This is a genomic window from Bradyrhizobium roseum (assembly GCF_030413175.1).
GTDB classification, from domain to species: Bacteria; Pseudomonadota; Alphaproteobacteria; order Rhizobiales; family Xanthobacteraceae; genus Bradyrhizobium; species Bradyrhizobium roseum.
Genome location: NZ_CP129212.1, coordinates 5,181,811 through 5,196,659, shown reverse-complemented (window position 1 = coordinate 5,196,659; position 14,849 = coordinate 5,181,811). Strand labels below are relative to the sequence as shown.

General features: G+C 62.4%; 15 protein-coding genes. 9 read left to right on the top strand and 6 right to left on the bottom strand.

Features of this window, described 5'->3' with window-relative positions; translation table 11 throughout:
• The first annotated feature begins 59 nt into the window (after positions 1 to 59).
• Genes QUH67_RS24695 through QUH67_RS24685 form a run of 3 tightly spaced genes read left to right on the top strand, consistent with a single transcriptional unit; the run spans position 60 to position 4,608 of the window.
• Complete coding sequence (locus QUH67_RS24695) at positions 60 to 1,199, top strand: efflux RND transporter periplasmic adaptor subunit (protein WP_300948167.1); 1,140 nt, start codon at positions 60 to 62, stop codon at positions 1,197 to 1,199.
• Positions 1,199 to 4,276, top strand: a complete 3,078-nt coding sequence (locus QUH67_RS24690; RefSeq protein WP_300941983.1) for an efflux RND transporter permease subunit — start codon at positions 1,199 to 1,201, stop codon at positions 4,274 to 4,276. The genes QUH67_RS24695 and QUH67_RS24690 overlap by 1 nt, the downstream gene beginning before the upstream one ends.
• Entirely contained in the window at positions 4,273 to 4,608 is a 336-nt protein-coding gene (locus QUH67_RS24685; RefSeq protein ID WP_300941982.1) for a DUF3240 family protein, read from the top strand. The genes QUH67_RS24690 and QUH67_RS24685 overlap by 4 nt, the downstream gene beginning before the upstream one ends.
• 22 nt (positions 4,609 to 4,630) lie before the next feature.
• On the opposite strand, the gene QUH67_RS24680 is transcribed toward QUH67_RS24685, so the two are convergent.
• The 4 genes from QUH67_RS24680 to QUH67_RS24665 form a co-directional block, all read right to left on the bottom strand.
• Positions 4,631 to 4,912 carry a DUF3303 domain-containing protein gene (locus QUH67_RS24680; RefSeq protein WP_300941981.1) on the bottom strand — a complete coding sequence of 94 codons (282 nt, stop codon included), beginning with the start codon at positions 4,910 to 4,912 and terminating at the stop codon, positions 4,631 to 4,633.
• A 27-nt stretch (positions 4,913 to 4,939) separates the two neighbouring features.
• Positions 4,940 to 5,419 (bottom strand): DUF3455 domain-containing protein, encoded by a 480-nt coding sequence (locus QUH67_RS24675; protein ID WP_300948166.1) that lies wholly within the window; start codon positions 5,417 to 5,419, stop codon positions 4,940 to 4,942.
• A 241-nt stretch (positions 5,420 to 5,660) separates the two neighbouring features.
• Positions 5,661 to 6,875 (bottom strand): NADP-dependent isocitrate dehydrogenase, encoded by a 1,215-nt coding sequence (locus QUH67_RS24670; RefSeq protein ID WP_300941980.1) that lies wholly within the window; start codon positions 6,873 to 6,875, stop codon positions 5,661 to 5,663.
• Between the two features lie 155 nt (positions 6,876 to 7,030).
• On the bottom strand, positions 7,031 to 7,366 hold the full coding sequence (locus QUH67_RS24665; protein WP_300941979.1) for a hypothetical protein: 336 nt from the start codon (positions 7,364 to 7,366) through the stop codon (positions 7,031 to 7,033).
• A gap of 203 nt (positions 7,367 to 7,569) precedes the next feature.
• Here QUH67_RS24665 and QUH67_RS24660 point away from each other — a divergent pair, with 203 nt between their 5' ends.
• A complete protein-coding gene (locus QUH67_RS24660) occupies positions 7,570 to 8,769 on the top strand; it encodes a TrmJ/YjtD family RNA methyltransferase (RefSeq protein WP_300941978.1) in 1,200 nt (399 codons plus the stop codon).
• A 102-nt stretch (positions 8,770 to 8,871) separates the two neighbouring features.
• The gene (locus QUH67_RS24655; protein ID WP_300941977.1) at positions 8,872 to 10,140 is read left to right on the top strand and encodes a tetratricopeptide repeat protein; all 1,269 of its coding nucleotides are present in this window, start codon (positions 8,872 to 8,874) and stop codon (positions 10,138 to 10,140) included.
• Positions 10,141 to 10,176: 36 nt separating this feature from the next.
• On the opposite strand, the gene QUH67_RS24650 is transcribed toward QUH67_RS24655, so the two are convergent.
• Entirely contained in the window at positions 10,177 to 10,827 is a 651-nt protein-coding gene (locus tag QUH67_RS24650; protein ID WP_300941976.1) for a TetR/AcrR family transcriptional regulator, read from the bottom strand.
• A gap of 239 nt (positions 10,828 to 11,066) precedes the next feature.
• Here QUH67_RS24650 and QUH67_RS24645 point away from each other — a divergent pair, with 239 nt between their 5' ends.
• The 3 genes from QUH67_RS24645 (at position 11,067) to QUH67_RS24635 (ending at position 13,729) form a co-directional block, all read left to right on the top strand.
• A complete protein-coding gene (locus QUH67_RS24645) occupies positions 11,067 to 11,609 on the top strand; it encodes an OsmC family protein (protein ID WP_300941975.1) in 543 nt (180 codons plus the stop codon).
• Between the two features lie 63 nt (positions 11,610 to 11,672).
• Positions 11,673 to 12,797, top strand: a complete 1,125-nt coding sequence (locus QUH67_RS24640; RefSeq protein ID WP_300941974.1) for an acyl-CoA dehydrogenase family protein — start codon at positions 11,673 to 11,675, stop codon at positions 12,795 to 12,797.
• A 53-nt stretch (positions 12,798 to 12,850) separates the two neighbouring features.
• The gene (locus tag QUH67_RS24635; RefSeq protein ID WP_300941973.1) at positions 12,851 to 13,729 is read left to right on the top strand and encodes a sulfurtransferase; all 879 of its coding nucleotides are present in this window, start codon (positions 12,851 to 12,853) and stop codon (positions 13,727 to 13,729) included.
• Between the two features lie 58 nt (positions 13,730 to 13,787).
• Here QUH67_RS24635 and QUH67_RS24630 read toward each other — a convergent pair whose 3' ends face one another.
• The gene (locus QUH67_RS24630) at positions 13,788 to 14,003 is read right to left on the bottom strand and encodes a hypothetical protein (RefSeq protein ID WP_300941972.1); all 216 of its coding nucleotides are present in this window, start codon (positions 14,001 to 14,003) and stop codon (positions 13,788 to 13,790) included.
• A 359-nt stretch (positions 14,004 to 14,362) separates the two neighbouring features.
• Between QUH67_RS24630 and QUH67_RS24625 the strand changes: the two genes are divergently transcribed.
• Entirely contained in the window at positions 14,363 to 14,818 is a 456-nt protein-coding gene (locus tag QUH67_RS24625; RefSeq protein ID WP_300941971.1) for a response regulator, read from the top strand.
• The last annotated feature ends 31 nt before the right edge of the window (positions 14,819 to 14,849 follow it).

Sequence of the window (14,849 nt, the reverse complement as noted above, 5' to 3'; positions counted from 1 at the left end):
ACTCAAGCCCGACGGACGCGCGGCTTGGGGGCGCCACCAGATCATATGGTTTCTTGCCGATGAGCCACGTTGAGGCGATCCTGAGTCTTTGCTTTTGGCGGAGGCTGCCTCGGGTCATATTTGCGCTTGCCCTGATTGCTCCCGCCAACATGTCGCCGGCCTCGGCCGAGGGCGAGGTGAAGGTCAGTCCTGCGCAGATGCAAACCCTGGGCGTTCGTGTCGTTCATCCCGTATCGAGCCGAATTGACCAGACGCTGCCATATCCGGCGCAGATTGTTATCCCGACCCCCCAGTTGTGGGTGGTCAGCGCTCCCGTGGCCGGCATGGTCAATGCGCTATCGGTTGCGCGAGGCGACCGCGTCGATGTCGGACAGCCGCTCGTCACGCTGGAGAGCCCGAGTTTTGTTTCGCTGCAACGGGACTATCTGCATGCCTTCGCGCAGGACGTCCTAGCCGCCCAGCAGCTCAGACGGAACACCGACCTGTTCGAGGGCAAGGCGGTGCCTCGACGCGTCCTGGAGACCAGCCAGGCCGAAGCCCGGCAGGCAAGCGTCGCGGTGGCGGAGCGGCGGCAAATGCTTCGGCTCAGCGGTCTCTCCGACGAAGCTATTGCACTCCTGACCAGCGAGGCGGCGATCAAGGCTGCGGTTTCGGTTACTGCACCTCAGCAGGCGACAGTAGTCGAAATCTTGGTTGCTCCAGGCCAGCGGGTTGAGCAGTCGGCGCCACTCGTGAAGCTTGCGCGATTGTCGACCTTGTGGGTCGAGATTGCGATGCCGGCATCGAGCATCCGGGCCATTCGATCGGGAGCAAGAGTGGAAATCGACGGCTACGAGCCCTCCGGCGTGGTCATATTGGTCTCGGAAACCACGGACGCGGCAACCCAAACGATCCTGGTGCGCGCAGAAGTGCCGAATACGGGTGAGCTTCGCCCCGGGCAAACGGCCGCGGTACGGATCAGCTTTCTTTCCGCCGGTGAAAGCGCCTGGGAGGTTTCCTCCAGCGCGCTTGTACGGCGTGGCGACACGACGTCGGTCTTCGTCGCAATCGAGGGCGGCTTTCGCCTGACGCCTGTGACATTGCTCGCCGAAGATCAGGATCACGTCGTGATCTCGGGTGCGATCACGGAGAAGGACGGGATCGCCGTCAGCGGGATCACGGCCCTGCGAGGGATTTTGCTGGGGCTTGGGGCCGAATAATGCTCGAGCGCCTTGTCGCCTTCGCGCTGTCGCAGCGCCTGTTCGTTGCCCTGAGCGTGCTTCTGCTCATCGGCGCCGGCGCTGCCGTTCTGCCCAGCCTGCCGATCGACGCGTTTCCCGACGTCTCGCCTGTCCAGGTGAAAGTCATCATGAAGGCGTCGGGCCTCACTCCCGAAGAAGTTGAACAGCGCATCACGGTGCCAATCGAGCTCGAACTGCTGGGACTGCCCAACAAGAAGATCCTTCGCTCGACCACGAAATACGCACTCGCCGACATCACCGTGGACTTCGAAGACGGCACCGACATCTATTGGGCGCGCAACCAGGTCTCGGAACGGTTGTCCAATATCGCGCGGGATCTTCCGGAGGGCGTGATGGGCGGTCTCGCGCCGATCACAAGTCCGCTCGGCGAAATGTTCATGTTCACGATCGACAGTCCCGATCTCTCGTTGGCGGAGCGGCGAAGTCTGCTCGATTGGGTGATCCGCCCGGCGCTGCGTACCGTCCCGGGCGTCGCCGACGTCAATTCGCTGGGTGGTCATGTCCGGGCTTTCGAGATCGTGCCGATCAGTGACGCGCTTGCGGTACGCGGCATTTCGTACGACCTGTTTCGGCGCGCGATCGAGACCAACAGCCGCAACGACGGCGCCGGCCGCGTCAATCAGGGCGAGGACTCTGCGCTTGTCCGCATTGAAGGCAGCATTCGCTCGATCGACGACATCAAGGCCATCGTGGTCGACGTCAGGGACGGCATTCCGACCAGGGTCAACGATGTTGCCAGCGTTCGGGTCGGTTCCCTGACGCGCTATGGTGCCGTCACGGTCGGTGGTCGCGGCGAAACGGTCGAAGGGCTTGTGCTCGGACTGCGCGGCGCCAATGCGGGTCAGCTCGTGCGCGACGTCCGCCAGCGCTTGCAGGAGCTGCAGCCAGCCCTGCCGAAGAACGTGACCATCAACGTGTTTTACGACAGGAGCCGGCTGGTCGGCCGTGCGGTTGAAACCGTCGTGCGGGCATTGGCGGAAGCCACGGTTCTGGTCGTCGTCCTCTTGCTGCTGTTTCTCGGCAACTGGCGTGCCTCGCTGGTGATCGCGCTTAGTCTGCCGCTCGCGATCATGATCGCGCTGATCGTCATGCGGATGGTCGGCATGTCGGCCAATCTGATGAGTCTGGGTGGCCTGGCGATCGCGATCGGCATGCTGATCGATGCCCTGGTCGTCGTCGTCGAAAATATCGTCGGCAATCTGAGCAAGAAACCGGAAGGCAAGACGGCCCCGCTGGTCCATATCGTGTTCCGCTCGGTGTGCGAAGTGTTGGAGCCGGTTTCGACGGGCGTGGTCATCATCATCATCGTTTTCGTGCCGCTGCTGGCGCTGCAGGGACTCGAGGGCAAGCTGTTCACGCCTGTGGCGCTCGCAATCATCTTTGCGCTCGCCGCCTCGCTGCTGCTGGCGCTCACGGTCATTCCCGTCGCGACCTCATTCCTGCTCAAGGCGGCCCCGCACCGCGAACCGTGGCTGATCCGGCTTGCTTCACGCGGCTACGCGCCTGCACTGGACTGGGCGCTGGCCAATGAGCGTAAGGTGATGGTTGCCGCGGTCGCGGCCCTCGTCGCAGCCGGCTTTGCCTACACCAACCTTGGCAAGACATTTATGCCGACCATGGACGAAGGCGACATCATCGTCAGCGTTGAAGCCATTCCGTCGGTCAATCTCGATCAGGCGAACGCGATCAATGCCAGGCTTCAGGCTGCCATTCTTGCGCGCGTGCCTGATGTCGCAGAAATCGTTGCCCGTACCGGGTCGGACGAACTCGGCCTCGATCCGATGGGGCTCAACCAGACCGACACGTTCCTGGTCCTGAAGCCGCCTGAAGAAAGAAAGACGCCCGACAAGGCCGCGCTGCTTCAGCAGCTCCGTCAGGTGCTCGCCGACTTTCCGGGACTGTCACTCGGGTTCACGCAACCGATCGATATGCGCGTTCAGGAGATGATCAGCGGTGTCCGCGGCGATGTTGCGGTGAAGATCTTCGGTCCTGACATCACGAAGCTCAATGAGATCGCAAGCAAGCTGTCGGCGATCCTGTCCGGGATCGATGGCGCCGAGGACGTGTATACCACGCTCAACGAAGGCGCGCAGTATTACACGGTCTCGGTAAACCGGCTGGAGGCGGGCCGTCTCGGTCTGGCCGTCGATACGATTGCCGCCTCGCTGCGCACCCAGATCGAGGGCCGGACCATCGGTACCGCCCTGGAGGAGGGGCGTCGCACCCCGATACTGCTGCGCGGGAGCGAGAAGACCCGCGAAGCGCCTACCTTGCTCGCCAACCTGCCGCTGACGCTCGCGTCCGGACAGCACGTCGCGCTCTCACAGGTCGCCCGCATTCACCGGGTTGACGGTCCCGTCAAGATCGACCGCGAGGACGGCGGTCGCATGAGCGTTGTTCGATCCAACGTCCGCGGTCGCGACATGGTGGGCTTCGTCCAGGCAGCGCAGCGGAAGGTGGCCACGGACCTCGTGCTGCCGCAGGGGTACCGGCTGACCTGGGGTGGCCAGTTCGAGAACCAGCAGCGCGCCGCCGCGCGCCTGTCGATCGTCGTCCCGGTCGCCATCGGATTCATCTTCGTTCTGCTCTTCACCACCTTCGGTTCGATCCGCCAGGCGCTGATGGTGCTGGTCAACATCCCCTTCGCGCTGATTGGCGGCGTGTTCGCGCTTGCCCTGACGGGTGAATATCTGTCGGTTCCGGCTTCGGTCGGATTCATCGCGCTGCTCGGCATCGCGGTGCTGAATGGCGTCGTGCTCGTCTCGTATTTCAATCAGTTGCGCGCTCATGGCGTGCCGGAGGCCCGTATTGTCGTGGAGGGCTCCAGGCGGCGGCTTCGGCCGGTGCTGATGACCGCGAGCATTACCGCGCTCGGGCTCGTGCCGCTGTTGTTTGCTTCCGGTCCCGGGTCGGAAATCCAGAAGCCGCTGGCGATCGTGGTGATCGGCGGATTGCTGTCGTCGACGCTTCTGACCCTGATCCTTCTACCAATCCTCTATCGTCGGTTCGGCGGCGTCGCGAAGGGGGCCAAATGACGGTTCAACCTGTTTGCCTGACGCTGATCGCGGCTCGCAAGCTACGGGAGGAGCTGTTCGACTATCTCGGCGAACAGCGCGATCTGGTATCGGGATTCACCGCGTCTGACGGGGCAGGCCACGGTCCGGCGGTACGGTTGCGCACCACGGCCGAGCAGGTCAAAGGTCACGCCGACGAGGTGCTGGTGCGAATAATCCTGGAACAGCAGGACGCGGTGGGATTGCTCGCTCGACTCAAGACGGCATTCGCGGGAGCCGGCCTCGTCTATTGGATCATGCCGGTGATGGAATTCGGCGCGATGGACGACGGTCGGGACCAGGCTGAAGGCTGAGCTAACTTAGCAGCTCATTCCTTCAGTCCAGATACGGCGCCACGACTTCCCGTGTTTCCTTGCTCGGCACCACGGGGACGATCTCGAACGTCATGCCGAGGTCGCGGTTGTTGGCCAGCACCCATTGCTGCAGCAGGCGCAGATCGTCGCATTCCATCAACTGGAAGCAGCGGTCGAAATTGGGTTCGATCCAGCTGCCGACATAGGTCAGGCCTTCCGGGAATGTGATGCCGGGATCACGCACGCGCCTGTAGACCGGGATCGGGTCCTGGTTCTTGAAGCGCTCGATCACCATGAACAGCATCGTTGACCTCCTGGTGTCGGCGCCGGTTCAGCCCTTCTTCAGGAAAATGTAATCTGCCGCGTAGGGGACGCTCTCATAAGCACCTGCCTTGTAGCAGGCTCCCGTCAGCTTTCCACCTACCGTGTTGATCCGCTGCACGGTCGTTGCCGCGCTGAGCACGCCGTTGCCGCGCTTCGACGTCACGGTGAGTTTCAGCCAGGGAATGTCCATGGCGACGGAGCCCGGCGATGTCCCGGCGACCTGGGCGACGACGGCGCTGCCGTCGCTGACTTCCCAGCTCGGGCCGGCGTAATGCCGGCCGACCGTCTTGCCGTCCTGGAACAGCGTCGCGATCGGCTCGCGAAAGGTCCAGCTGAGCGCGCCGTCCGTGCTCTTGCATTCGTAGACCTGTGCGCCTTCGGCATGCAGCTTGAGAATGGCCGTTTCACCCGGGGCGGCGATGGCGTCGGGAAGGGCGGTCTGCGCGGCCGCAGTCGCGAGCGAGCCGACAAGGAAAACGGCAGTCAGTACGGCATTCTCGAATAGGGCATTCTTCAATAGGGACTTCTTGGGGGACGACACCTTGGTAGCTCCGTCGTTGGGTCTTTGGGCAATGCGAGCCAGCGGGCCGCGCTAACGCGTCCGATGACAGGCGCCGAACAATCCATCGAGCCCCCAGCGGAGATGGATTGTTCGTCGTTCTGTCCCCTTGCGCAAACGCTTCGCGTTCGTCGCTGGCATGGATGTGGAGAGAGACGTGAAGGGCGGCTTACGCCGCCATCGTCTTTTCGAGGTTCTCCGCGACCTTGTCGAGGAAGCCGGTGGTGGAGAGCCAGCGCTGCTCCGCGCCGACCAGGAGCGCGAGATCCTTGGTCATGTAGCCGGACTCGACGGTCGCGACGCAGACCTTCTCCAGCGTATCGGCGAACTTCGCGAGCTGCGGGTTGTTGTCGAGCTTGGCGCGATGCGACAGGCCGCGGGTCCAGGCGAAGATCGACGCGATCGAATTGGTCGAGGTCTCCTTGCCCTTCTGGTGTTCGCGGTAGTGGCGGGTCACCGTGCCGTGCGCGGCTTCGGCTTCGACGGTGGCGCCGTCCGGCGTCATCAGCACCGAGGTCATCAGGCCGAGCGAACCATAGCCCTGCGCCACGGTGTCCGACTGCACGTCGCCATCGTAATTCTTGCAGGCCCAGACGTAGCCGCCGGACCACTTCATGGCCGCGGCCACCATGTCGTCGATCAGGCGATGTTCGTAGGTGATCTTCTTGGCGTCGAACTTCGCCTTGAACTCCTTGTCGAAGATGTCCTGGAAGATGTCCTTGAAGCGCCCGTCATAGACCTTGAGGATGGTGTTCTTGGTCGAGAGATAGACCGAATAGTTCTTCGCCAGGCCCATGTTCAGCGAAGCGCGGGCAAAGTCGGCGATGGAATCGTCGAGATTGTACATCGACATCGCGATGCCGGCGCCGGGAGCCTTGAAGACTTCGCGCTCGATCACGGTGCCGTCCTCGCCGACGAATTTCATCGACAGCGTGCCCTTGCCGGGGAACTTGATGTCGGTGGCGCGATACTGGTCGCCATAGGCGTGGCGGCCGATGATGATCGGCTTGGTCCAGCCGGGAACGAGGCGCGGCACATTGCTGCAGATGATCGGTTCGCGGAACACGACGCCGCCGAGGATGTTGCGGATGGTGCCGTTCGGCGACTTCCACATTTCCTTCAGGTTGAATTCCTTCACCCGGGCTTCGTCGGGGGTGATGGTGGCGCATTTGACGCCGACGCCGACTTTCTTGATGGCGTTGGCCGCGTCGATCGTGACCTGGTCGTTGGTCTGGTCGCGGTATTCCATTCCGAGGTCAAAATACAGCAGCTCGACATCCAGGAACGGGGTGATCAGCTTGTCCTTGATGTACTGCCAGATGATCCGGGTCATCTCGTCGCCATCGAGTTCGACGACGGGGTTGGACACCTTGATTTTTGCCATGTGGAAGGGGCCTTTTCTCGGAAAACCGCCGATGCGGGCGGCATGGAGTGATTATAAGCGGGCTATAGCACTGCAACCCGGCCGGCGAAAGCCAAGCCGCTATGCAGTTTTTGCCCATCCTTTAGATTAGATTGCCGCCCTTGTGAGCCGCCGGGTTAAGAACTGGAAAACCGCACCACAAGATTTCGGCAATGGGGTTCGCCGATCTCGCGAGCCCACGTTTCCATGCGATCCATTTCGGGCCGGAGGGCATCCAGGGCCGCCGGCTGCCAATGCGCCCTCATCTCGCCGAACGGCAGGGCTTCGGTTTCGGAATCGATGCCGACGAAGGGGAGCAGATCCGGGTCCCAATCGTCCAGTCTGGCCGCCCGGCGAGCCGCAACAATTTTGCGCGCACCTTCGATAAAGGTGAGCCTTCCCGCCAGCATGTCCAGCGCCGCGCCGAGAATGATCCGGCGGGCATTCAGGATATCGGATTCATTCCAGCTCATCGACGTATCCTCGCCGCCGGGATCCCCTCGACCGCCCCTCATATGAAAGACGGCACCTCGGGCCTTTGAAAAGGGCTCGAATAGGGGTGCTAACCCCACTATTTTGCTTGAGAAATTATCTCAATCAGGCAATCGAAGGCGGCCCCGCGGGGACCTGGTGGATCGCCGGTCATCGCCAGTCGACGCAGAAAGTGAACGCAGGAATGTCCGGCACCGACAAGACAAAGGCTGGTTTGGACTTAGCCGGACCCGTTGTGATCCTCGTCGAGCCGCAGCTCGGCGAGAACATCGGCATGGCCGCGCGCGCCATGGGAAATTTCGCGCTGTCGCGCCTGCGAATCGTCAAGCCGCGCGACGGCTGGCCGAACATCGCCGCCCAGCGGGCGGCGGCCGGGGCCGACCATATTCTGGATGGCGCGCAGTTATTCGATACCGTCGAGCAGGCGGTTGCCGACCTGACGCTGCTGTTCGCCACCACGGCCCGCGCCCACGACCAGGCCAAGCCGGTGGTCGGTCCCGAACGGGCGGCCGCCGAGATCGTCGCCCATGTCGGGGCCGGCGGCGGGGCCGGTATCCTGTTCGGGCGGGAGCGCTACGGCCTGCAGAACGAGGAGGTCGCGCTCGCCAACCGGATCATCACCTTTCCGGTCAATCCGGGCTTTGCCTCGCTGAACCTGGCGCAGGCGGTGCTGCTGGTGGGCTATGAGTGCTTCAAGCATTCGACCGGCGGTGACCTCCCGTTCACGATGCCGGAACGCTCCGAGCCGGCGTCGCAGCACCAGATGCAGGCGTTCTTCGACAATCTGGTCCGCGAACTCGACAAGGTCGAATTCTTGCGCCCGCGCGAGAAGCGCGAGACCATGCTGGTGAACCTGCGCAACATCTTTACGCGGATGGACCCGACCAAGCAGGACATGCACACGCTGCACGGCGTGGTGATGGCCATTGCCGAGGGCCGCAAGGGACCGGCCAAGGGCGGCGTGCTCGACGGCGACCAGGCGACGCGGCTGCGCGCGCTGCTGGCCGAGCACGGACAGGGGCCGGCCGTACCCGGCGACAGCTCGACCGTGCGGGGGCTGGCCCGGCTGTTGCGGCGTAACCCGACGGATGCCGAGCGGATCTTGTGGCAGGCGCTGACCCGCGACCGCCGCTTCGCCGGCCAGTTCAAGCGCCAGACGCCGGTGGGGCGCCATATTCCGGACTTCGTCTCCTTTGTGCACCGGCTGGCGATCGAGCTGGTCAACGCCAACGAGTCGGAAGCCATCGTCGCCGATCGCGCCGGGCGGAAGGCGTGGCTTGAGGCGCGCGACTATCGCGTGGTCGAAATGCGGGTCGGCGACGTCGAGGCCGATCTGGAGCAGGAACTCGCGCGACTTGCGGCGACGATTCCAGAAGCGACATAAAGCCCGCGATCACCATGCCACGTCTTCGGTGGCTCAACTAAAAATTGTGGCGTGACGTCAAACCTCCGGATATCTTCCCGTCGGGGTGCTTTGGGAGCTGAGGTGACGAAACGAGGTTGTGGCGCGTTCGCTGCTGCGGCGTTGATCGCGACGATAGGTATGTTGCCCGCATCGTTTTCGGCCGCTAACGCACAATTGCCGCTGCCGGCGAAATGCAACGCGGTCGGAAATTTCAGTGTGGACGATCGCATCGCAGGTTGCAGCGCCGTGATCGAATCGACGACAGGCATGCTGCAAAGCGTGATCGTTGCGCACTTTCGGCGCGCCATGTTCTATCTTCAAAAAGGCGAGGTGGACCTTGCCATTGCCGACTACAGTCGGATCATCGAACACAACCCGACCAACGTGAACGCCCGACTTGGCCGTGCATCTGCATACCGCCACAAGCGCGACGTCGATGCTGCGAACAGCGATTACGACAAGGCTGTCGAACTCGATCCAAAGAACGTTCACGCCTATCTGGGACGCGCTGGCGCTTACTTCTCCAATGGAGACATTGACGCCGCGATCGCGGACTACGGCCGGGTTCTTCAGATTCATCCCGAGAATGTCCAGGCTTATCTCGGCCGTGGCTTCACCTACAACGTCAAGGGCGAGTCGGACCGCGCTGTCGCTGACTGCAATCGAGCCATTGAAATCAGCCGGGAAAGAGGGGTCGGCCAATCCTGCCGAGCCCGCGTTTACATCAACAGCGGCAACGTTGAGCTGGCACTGGCCGAGTTCGATCAAGCCATCGAGCTCAATCCGAAAGATCCCCGGTTTTATTTTGACCGTTCGACAGCTCTTCGCATGAACGGCGAGTTCGATCGGGCACTATCCGCAATCGGGCAGGCGATCGAGCTTGCACCGAAAAACGCCTATTCCCATCGCTGGCGCGGAATCGTCCACTTCGAGGCCGGCCTCTGGTCAGAAGCGCTTCACGATTTCGTTCGGTCGAACGAACTCGATCAGAAGGATCCCTACACGCAGCTTTGGCTCGACCTCGCGCGGCGGAAGAACGGCCAACCGAGCCAGCTCGATGAGGCCACAGCGAGGATCGACATGTCGAAATGGCCCGCGCCGATCATCCGGCTGTTCCTCGGTGAGACGACTTTCGAGGGAGTGCTCAAGGCTGCGGAGGACGCCAGGCCGACCAAGACGGGATGGCAGGTCTGCGAGGCAAACTTCTATGCCGGCGAGCTGGCGTTGGGACAGGGCGGGACGGATGAGGCGATGCGGCTGCTGCGCCTCGCTGCAGATACCTGCCCGAGGCACTACCTGGAATGGTTCGCGGCCAGAGTCGAGCTTCGCAGGCTCAACAAAAAACCCTGATCGCCTTCGAGCCAGGCGGTATTGCCGTGGCCGGATTCACACCGCGACGAGTTGTTCAGCCGCACTCGTCCGTTTCGGCTTCCTTGCCCTGGAAGGCCCGAACAGCGAGCCTGCCGCAAGGCCGGCGGTATCCGCCACGCCCGGATCGCGCGACACCATCGCTGCGACGATGGCGCCGTCGATCAACAGCGCGAGTTGATGCGCCAGCATCTGCGGCTCGGCGGCGCCCATTTCGCTCGCCAGCTTTTCGATATGCGCCAGCACGACCTTCTTGTGCCGTAGCGCGATGTTGCGGAACGCCTTGGCGTCCTTGTCATGCTCGGCGACCGCGTTGATGAAGGGGCAGCCGTAGAAGCGCTCCTCGGCGAACCAGCGCTTCAGCGCCGGAAAGATCCGCTTCAGCTTTGCCTGCGCGTCACCGCCGCCTTCTTCCATCGCGCCGATGAACCATTCGCGCCACGCCTTGCCTTCGCTTTCCAGCACGGCGTTGACGAGGTTGGTCTTCGATCCGAACAGTTTGTAGAGCGTGGTCTTGGCGGTGCCGGCTTCGTCGATGATGGCGTCGATCCCGGTGGCGTTGATGCCGTTCTTGCAGAACAGGTGCGTTGCCGCGCTGAGCAGCCGCCCGCGCGCGGATTCCTCGTCGCCCGCGACGAACGCCTTCTTCTTCGAAACCGATCTGCCCATGCGCGCCAGTTAATCGAACCCAAGTGCAATCATCAAGCGCAATCATCAAGTCGCATGTTTGCGCGGAAAGTAATCGCACCTATGCGGCAATTGCTTCGCGCCTGTGCAGCGCGGCGCTGATCAATTTCCGGGCAGGCGCGGCTAAGCGGCGAGAGAGGTTCGGCTTTTGATTTCGGCCGGCTCTGGCACGCTTCATGCAGGAAACAGAACGTTCGGTATCCTACCGAGGGAGAGAAAAGATGACCGCGGTCGCTCAGAAAACGGTGCTAACAGGCTGCCTGGCGCCGATCGACAAAAATGGGCTGGAGCAGCTCATCATCAACGGCAAGGCCAATCCGAAGGTCATCAAGACCTTGAAGTGCAAGACGGTGGCGGAAGGCAAGTTCCGCCACGCCAACTATATCCGCAACCTCGCGCCCTATATCGTCGACGAGCCGCCGGGCCTGCTGGGCGACGACACAGCGCCCAATCCGTCGGAAGCCTCGCTGGCCGCGCTGGGCTCGTGCCTTGCGGTCGGTCTGCATGCCAACGCCGTGCACCGCGGCTGGATTGTCAACAAGCTCGAGCTCGAGCTCGAGGGCGACCTCAACATCACGGCGGTGTGGGGCACCGGCGACGTCAGTGAGAAGCCAGTCGGCTTCACGGACGTCCGCGTCAAGGTCGACATGGAATGCGAGGGCATTCCAAAGAGCGAGATCGATGCGCTGGTGACGCACGTCCAGAAATGGTCGCCGGTCGCCAACACCTTTACGCGGCCCGTGAATCTCGAAGTCACCGCGTAACGCAGCAACGCAGGGCAACGACGCCAGGCGAATACACTTGGTCATTGGGGTGTGGAGGGTTTGATGGGTTCACTGGCGGTATCCCGGCTCGTAAGCGACGAAACCCTTCCATCGGTGTCGATCGCCGACAAGGTCGCGGAGATCGCGCGCAAGGAACTCGCCCCCCACGCCCTGGCGATCGACGAAGGTACGCTCTACCCCGATGCATTGCTCCGAAAGCTCGGCGAGGCCGGTGCATGGGGCAGTCACCAGCCAGCGAATGGCGCAGCCGATCTGCGCTGCGCCATTCAATCGATCGCTTCCATCGGCGAAGTCTGCGGCGCCAGCGCCTTCATGGCGTGGTGCCAGAACACGCTGGTCTGGTACGCGTCGAACTCGGACAATCCAGCACTCGTCGCCAAATTCGCCGACAAGTTTGCCAGCGGCGAAATTCTCGGCGGCACCGGGCTGTCGAACCCGATGAAGAGTTTTTTCGGCATCGAAAAACTCAAGCTGAAAGGGCGCAAGGTCGAGGGCGGTTATGTCGTGCGCGGCGCGCTGCCCTGGGTGTCCAATCTCGGCGCGGACCATTACTTCGGCACCATCTTTGAGCGCGAGGATGAGGGCGGCGGCATCGTGATGTTTTTGGCCGACTGCGCCGATCCCGCGATCACCCTGCAGCCCTGCAAGCCGTTCCTCGCGATGGACGGCACCGGCACTTACGGCGTGCAGTTCCGCGACGTGTTCGTGCCGGATGAATTGATCCTGGCCGAGCCGGCTGGACCGTTCGTCAAGAAGATCCGCGCCGGCTTCATCCTGCTGCAGGCCGGCATGGCGCTCGGCCTGATCAAGGATTGCATCCAGATCATGGACGAGGTCGACGCGCCGCTCGGCCACGTCAACCGTTATCTGCCGCAGCAGCCGGTGCAGTTCCGCGAACTCCATTCCGAATTCGAGAAGGAGGCGATGGCGCTGGCGTGCGATCCCTACAATGCCGACGACAGCTATTGGCGGCGCGTCGTGGCGCTGCGGCTGCGGGCCGGTGACGCCAGCGTCGCGGCGGCGCATGCCGCGATGCTCCACTGCGGCGCGCGCGGCTACCTGAAGGGCCACCGCGCGCAACGCCGGCTGCGCGAGGCCTATTTCGTCGCCATCGTCACGCCCGCCACCAAACAGCTTCGCAAGATGCTGGCCGGCGACGAGCGATAGAGGGATTTCCGTTTCGACCCAACCCGCAACCACCTGAACAGGAGAGGCCTGCCATGACGGACGTTCTGATTACTGCCGGCGAACTCGCGGAATTCCTCACAAAAGAGCCGTGTGTCATCATCGATACCCGCAATCCCGACGCCTACGGCGCGGGCCATCTTCCCGGCGCCGTCAACGTCCATGAGATCTTCACGTATCTGGCGACTTCGACGCCCGAGGGCATGGCGGAGTTGAAGACGAAATTCGCCGACGCGTTCGGCGCCGCCGGACTTTCCGGCAAGGAGACCGCCGTCATTTATGAGCAGTCGATGAATTCCGGTTTCGGCCAATCCTGCCGCGGCTATTATCTGCTGACCATGCTGGGCTATCCCAAGGTCAAGGTGCTGCATGGCGGCTACGACGCCTGGACGGCGGCGGGCCTGCCGGTCACCACCGACGTGCCGTCGCCGGCGAAGGCTTCGTTCACGGTGGTGCCGGAAGCCGGCGATATCCTGATCGACGCAAAAACCATGCTCGCCGCGGTCGGCAAGCCCGGCATCGCGCTGCTCGACGTGCGCGACATCGACGAGTGGATCGGCGAGAGTTCGTCGCCGTACGGGAAGGATTTCTGCCCACGCAAGGGACGGATTCCCGGCGCGGTGTGGCTGGAATGGTATCGCATGATGAAGCCGACGGCCGAGGGGCCGCGCTTCAAGTCCAAGAACGAGATCCTGGCGGAGTGCGCCACCGTCGGCATCACGCCAAGCACGACCGTCTATCTCTACTGCTTCAAGGGCGCGCGCGCCTCGAACACGTTCCTCGCGCTGAAGAATGCCGGTGTGAAGGACGTGCGGATGTATTTCGGCTCGTGGAACGAATGGTCACGCGATCCCTCGCTGCCGATCGAGGAGGGGCTGCCGATCGAGGCCGAACTGACCACCAAGGCGGCGTAAGCTGCGCTCGATTCTGCTGCAGTCCGATCCGCCTGGGCGGACTGCAGCCGAATGGCACTCAACGCCGCGATATTTGCAGCTCGATGAGTGCCATTCTTTGTAACGCTGATGGATCTCTTTCGCCTTCCTTGGCCGAGCGCAGAATCGATTCAGCGATAGCTTGCACGTGTGACGTGCTGACCGGCTCTGGCAGCGAAGCGACGGCGGCCTCGAGAGCGATTTGCATCAGCGTTATCGTTTCAGGCGGAAACGATGCGTTCGAAAAGTCTTTCATTGCTGACCAAACTTCATTGACGGGCTATCCCGTTGCTGGAAGCGCAAGGCTCTTGCCACAATGGAAAGACCCTTGCTGAACAATCGACCTACACATGAACAACTAGGCGTGAATCGGTAGGTTCCATTGGTTCCGCCGCTCGACGTTGGCGCTGGTGCTTTATTTACGCAACAACAACGTCTCGCCGCCCTGCCAAGCTACGTTTCCCTCTGCCTTGCGCGGTCCAAAGCTGCGGTTGCGGTGGATATAATCGTTCGTCTGCTGGAACGGCTGGTCGCCGAGAGTGTTGTTGATCGACCTCCAGGAAAAAGTCGGTTCAAGATGGCCGCAGCGTGCATTGGCACGCAGGCGAAATTTTCATGTTCAACTTCAGCCACATCTCGTTCGTTTCTCCCTCGGCTCCAGCTTGGGGAAACGCAATGAGCAGCAATGCTGTTCCCGTCGTGCTGGTTGTGGAGGATGATTGGCTCCTCAGGCTGATCGCGGTCGAGGTGGTAGAAGAAGCGGGCTTTGTTGCAGTCGAGGCGGCGAACGCCGACGAGGCCATTCTGGTACTGGAATCCCGAGCCGACATCGCCGTGATTTTTACGGATGTCGATATGCCGGGAACGATGGACGGACTAAAGCTGTCTCACGCCGTCCGGCATCGGTGGCCGCCCATCAAGATCATCATCGTTTCCGGTAAAACCCGTTTGAATGATGCGGATATGCCGTCGGAGACGCGCTTCTTTTCGAAGCCCTATTCTGTGCCTGGCATGATCAGCGAGTTGCGGTCGTTGGTTGCTCCGCCCTCAAGCCAGGAAACCGCACCCTGAAAGTGCACCCGGCGCCGCCAGATTACAAATG